The 4,979-nt window shown below is 70.1% G+C and carries 4 protein-coding genes; all 4 read left to right on the forward strand.

Annotation, left to right across the window (positions count from 1 at the left end; translation table 11 throughout):
- Positions 1-171, forward strand: a 171-nt coding sequence (locus C1H66_RS00760) for a type VI secretion system domain-containing protein (RefSeq protein WP_205738611.1), incomplete at its 5' end; no start/stop codon positions are given.
- Between the two features lie 91 nt (positions 172-262).
- The gene (tssM, locus tag C1H66_RS00765) at positions 263-3,925 is read left to right on the forward strand and encodes a type VI secretion system membrane subunit TssM (RefSeq protein WP_102626017.1); all 3,663 of its coding nucleotides are present in this window, start codon (positions 263-265) and stop codon (positions 3,923-3,925) included.
- On the forward strand, positions 3,909-4,496 hold the full coding sequence (locus C1H66_RS00770; RefSeq protein ID WP_102626018.1) for a GNAT family N-acetyltransferase: 588 nt from the start codon (positions 3,909-3,911) through the stop codon (positions 4,494-4,496). Before tssM ends, C1H66_RS00770 begins: the two co-directional genes overlap by 17 nt.
- 31 nt (positions 4,497-4,527) lie before the next feature.
- On the forward strand, positions 4,528-4,815 hold the full coding sequence (locus tag C1H66_RS00775) for a type VI secretion system PAAR protein (RefSeq protein ID WP_102626019.1): 288 nt from the start codon (positions 4,528-4,530) through the stop codon (positions 4,813-4,815).
- The last annotated feature ends 164 nt before the right edge of the window (positions 4,816-4,979 follow it).

The raw sequence follows: 4,979 nt of genomic DNA on the forward strand, positions 1-4,979 counted from the left end.
CGCGAGACCGCCTACTGGCGGCTGGCCAGTGCCGACCTGCTGCACGAGGCGGGGCTGGCCGCGCTGGCCGCCCAGCACTACCGGGCGGTGCATCAGTCCGTGGCGGGCATCGACCTGGCGCAGTGGGAGCCGGGGCTGCTGTCGCGGCTCGAGGCCTCGCTGGCGACATGACGGCATTCACGAACGGCATCCGGCGGATGAACCACTTCATGCACGACAACGTGCTCGACGACACCATCGACAGGGACGAGGGATAAGGCTCATGTGGAAAGCTTTGAAGTCAGGGCTGAGTCGCTGGGTACCCGGCGCCTCACGCGCGCAAGGCAACGCCAACCTGGCCAAGGGGCATGGCAACAAGGCCCGGGGGATCGGCAAGAAGGCGAGCAAGCTCTCGGCCCTGCTCTGGTGCCTGCTGCTGGCCGCCCTGGTCGTGGCGATCTGGTGGTTGGGGCCGATGTGGGAAGTGCGCGGCAGCCAGCCGCTGGGGCCCTGGCTCAACCGGCTGCTGGCGACCCTGGCGCTGGTCACCCTGGTGGCGCTGGTGTGGGGCATTCGCCTGGCGCGGCGGCTGCGTGAACTGGATGCCGAGCGGCGACACGCCGAGCGCCTGCAGCTCGACCCGGCCCAGGTGCAGGTCGAGCAGCAGGAGGAGTCCCTCGACGTCACCCTGAATGAGCTGGTCGATAACCTGGGGGGTGGCCCGGGGGCGCGCTACCGGCTGCCCTGGTACCTGGTGATGGGCGTCGAGAATGCCGGCAAGACCAGCCTGATCAACCGCTCCGGCCAGAACTTCGCCCTGACCCATGTGATGAAGGCGTCCGGCCAGGGCCGCAAGGGCCAGTTCGGCTTCGACTGGTGGATCGGCGACAAGGCGGTGCTGATCGACCCGGACGGCGAGCTGCTGACCCAGGGGGCACTGGAGGGCGGCGAGCCCCAGGAGCTGCAGAGCCGACTGTGGGATCACTTCGTCGACTGGCTGGAGCGCAATCGCCCCCAGCGGCCGCTCGACGGTGTCGTCCTGGTGCTCGACCTGGCCCGGCTGAGCGACGCCCGGGTGGCGGTGCGCAAGGCCTACGCCTCGCTGCTGCGGGCTCGCCTGCGCGAGCTGATGGAGCGTCACGGCGCGCGGCTGCCGGTCTACGTGACCTTCAGCAAGATGGACCTGCTGCACGGCTTCGACGACTTCTTCCGCCACTACTCCCGGGCCGCGCGGCGTGCGCCCCTGGGCTTCACCTTCAGCCCCGCCAGCCTCGACAGGCCCGACCGGTGGGAGGAGGAGTTCGCCACCGCCTACGACGACATGCTCGACCGGCTCAACCGCAGCCTGCCGTCGCTGCTCGCCGAGTGCCGCGACCGCGAGGAGCGCGAGTCGGTGTTCCGCTTCGTGCGCCAGCTCGCCGGCCTGCGTGACGTGCTGCTTGGTTTCCTGTGCGAGGCGCTCTCCAGCGACCGCTTCTCCACCGCGGCCATGGTGCGGGGCACCTATTTCACCTCGGTCTACCAGCAGGGGGTGCCCGAGGACCCCTTCGTCGACGCCGCCGCGCGTCGCTACGGCATGGCCGACAGCGTGCAGCCGGCGCACCGGGCGGCGCGCAGCGCCCTCTACTTCACCGAAGAGCTGTTCGACAAGGTGATCTACCCCGAGGCGGGACTCGCCGGCGACAATGCCCGCGCCGCACGCCGGCGCCGACGCCTGCGGCGGACCAGCGTGCTGGCCTGCCTGCTCGGGGGCCTGGTGCTGGTCGGCGGCTGGAGCCACTTCTACCAGAAGAACGCCACCGCACTCGCCTCCGTGGAGGAGAAGGCCCGGGACTTCCTGACCGCCCAGCCGGACGAGCTGCGTGGCGACGACCCCACCGGCCAGGCGCTGCTCGAGCCGCTCGACCGGTTGCGCAGCGCCACCTTCGAGTTCGGTGACTACCGTGACCAACTGCCGTGGCTGGCCGACATGGGGCTCTACCAGGGGCGCTCGGTGGGCCGCGATGTGGAAGGCGCCTATCTGGCCATGCTCGAGTACCATTTCCTGCCCGCCTTGATGGTCGGGATCATGGATGACATGAACCGCACCGAAGCGGGCAGCAACGAGAAGCTGGCGCTGCTGCGCATCCTGCGCATGATGTCCGATGCCAGCGGTCGCCAGCCCGAGCGGGTGCACGACTTCATGGCCCGGCGTTGGCAGCGCGAGTTTCCCCAGCGCGGCAGCGTGCAGGAGCGTCTGCTCGACCACCTCGACTACGCCCTGGCCCATACCGACCTGGAGGGACACGTGGCCGCGGGCGACCGGCACGCCGAACTGGCCATGACCCCGCTGCGCGGCAGCCTCCAGGCCGCCCAGGAGGAGCTCTCGCGCCAGCCCATGGACGAGCGGGTCTACGCCACCCTCAAGGCGAACAGCGACAGCCGCAGCGGCGCGGTGCTGGACCTTCGCCAGGGCGTGGGGCCGGCCTTCAGCGCGGTGTTCATGGCGCGCAACGACGACCCGGACAAGCTGCGCCTGCCCAGCCTGGTGACCCGCGACGGCTTCGAGGGCTATTTCCTCAAGGAGATGGAACAGGCCACCGAGCTGGCACTGATCGACCTCTGGGTGCTGGGACGGCGTGACGACATCGCCTTCAGCGAGGCCGACCAGCGTCAGCTGCGCGATGCGCTGCGCGAGCGCTATATCAGCGATTATCACGTGAGCTGGCGCCAGGTGCTGGACGACATCGACCTGGTGCCGATTCCCGATATCGACCAGGCCGTGGTGGTGGCGGACACCCTGCTCGGCGCCAGCCGGCCGCTGGATCGCCTGCTGGGCGAGATCGCCCACCATACCCGCCTCTATCCCGAGTTGCCGGTCGACGACGAGGCGGCCCGACAGGCGCTGGAGCGCTCGCCTCGCTACCGCCTGGCCGGCGAGATCGAGCGGAACTTCGGCGAGCTCAACGGCTTGCTCGACGCCCGGGGGGACAACCCGGCCGATATCGCCGAGATCAAGACGGCCATCGCCGAGCTGCGCGACTACCTGCGTCAGGTGCAGGGGGCCAGCGATCCGGGGCGTGCGGCCTTCGTCAGTGCCCGTGACCGCCTGGCGCTACGCGGCGGCGACCCCATCCACAACCTCAGGCGCATCGCCGAGGACACCCCGGCCCCGGTGGACCGGATGCTCGAGAGCCTGGCCGACCAGAGCTGGCAGCTGCTGATGGCCAGCGCCATTCGGCATCTCGAGCACCAGTGGCTCGATGAGGTGGTGGCGCCGTACCAGGATCGGCTGGCCGGCCGCTATCCACTGGCCCGCGAGGCCTCGCGGGAGGTGGCCCTGAGCGACTTCGAGGCCTTCTTCGCCGCCGGTGGCACCCTCGACAGCTTCTATCAGGACAACCTGCGGCCGTTCATCGAGGAGGCGCCGGAGCAACTGCTCGATGCCGAGGGCAACTCGCTGCTGCGTGACAGCGTGCTCACCGCCATCGAGCGTGCCGAGCACATCCGTCAGGCCTACTTCGGCCGCGACGGCGTGCTCGACGTGGAGTTCTCGCTGGAGCCGCTCAGCCTCAGCCCCGACAAGCGGCGCAGCGTGATCAACGTCGATGGCCAGCTGATCGAGTACGCCCACAGCGCCAGCAACCGGGTCTCGATGATCTGGCCCAATGCCCTGCGTGGCGGCAACGAGAGCCGCGTGACCCTGGTGCCGAGCCAGGTCAACCGCTCGCCGCGCAGCCTGACCCGCGACGGCGCCTGGGCCTGGTTCCGGCTGCTCGACGAGGCCGAGATCACCAGCGCCAGCGAGCGCGACCTGGAGCTGCGCTTCCACGTGGACGGCGGCTCGATGCGCTATCGGCTGCACGCCAACGGCTCGCGCAACCCCTTCACGCGCCCGCTGGTCGCTGGCTACCAGCTGCCCACTGCCCTGTACGCCGAGGGAGGCTTCGATGCTGGCGATATTTAAGCGGCTGCTCCCCGGCAAGCGCAAGGAGGAGGCGCCCAGCACCCCGGCGACGGGCAGTACCGCGACCGCGGATGGCCTGGACGCGGCCGGGGAAGAGGAGATCGAGCGCTTCCTCGCGGCGGCGCAGCGCGCCGATGCCCGGGGACACTCTCCCTGGGTGCTGCGCGACGAGGCCCGCCTGGCGACGCTCAGGCGTGCCCTCGAGTTCACCGCCCACCGCGGCCTGTGGCTGCAGCGTGACGGCAGCCACGTGGCCCATTGGCAGGGTCGGCTGCTGGTGCTCAAGCACGGCGAGGGGCCGCCGCTGGGCATGCTGCTGGCCTGCCGACCGGATGACGAGGCGGCCTGGCAGCTGCGCTTCTTCTTCATCGAGCCGGAGTGGCGGGGCAGTGGCCACGGGGCCCGCCTGCTGCTGGCGGCCCGGCGCAGCCTGAGCGGCACCCCGCTACGTACCCGGTTGCCGTTGGCCTGCGAGGCGGCGATCCGCAGCCTGGAGAAGGCCGGCTTCCAGCGCATGCATGTGAATGCCTCGAACGTGGCCAGTTTCGAGGCACCGGCCGAGTGGGATTAAGGCCTGGGCACTCGACACAGGAGAACGACAGATGGGACGCAAGCTCGTACTCGTGGGGGACATCGGTACCGACCACGATGGCTTCCCCCCCACGCCGGTGACTGCCGGCAGCCCCACGGTGACGATCGACGGAAAGCCGGTGGCGCGCCAGGGCGACCCCCTGGCGCCGCACGACAAGCCCAAGCACTCGACGCATCCGCGTACCATCGCGGAGGGGTCGGGCAGCATCCTGATCGACGGCAAGCCGGCGGCGCTCACCGGCCATGCCGTGAGCTGCGGTGGGATGGTGATCGGCTCGGCCACAGGGGAGGGCAGCTGAGATGGCCAACGCAACCGGACTGCAGTTCACCCTGGCGCTCGCCGGGGCCGACGACCTCGACCTGGCGGTGGTCGACTTCACGCTGACCGAAACCCTCTCGGCGCCCTTCGAGCTGGTCGTCAATCTCGCCAGCCGCGACGGCGACCTCTCGCCCGAGACCTTCC

The sequence above is a fragment of the Halomonas heilongjiangensis genome (assembly GCF_002879645.1).
Classification (GTDB): domain Bacteria; phylum Pseudomonadota; class Gammaproteobacteria; order Pseudomonadales; family Halomonadaceae; genus Halomonas; species Halomonas heilongjiangensis.

Bases quoted from the DNA above. Each gene is read 5' to 3' on its own strand.
- C1H66_RS00770 (WP_102626018.1), top strand. From the start codon at position 3,909: ATGCTGGCGATATTTAAGCGGCTGCTCCCCGGCAAGCGCAAGGAGGAG.
- C1H66_RS00775 (WP_102626019.1), top strand. From the start codon at position 4,528: ATGGGACGCAAGCTCGTACTCGTGGGGGACATCGGTACCGACCACGAT.
- tssM (WP_102626017.1), top strand. From the start codon at position 263: ATGTGGAAAGCTTTGAAGTCAGGGCTGAGTCGCTGGGTACCCGGCGCC.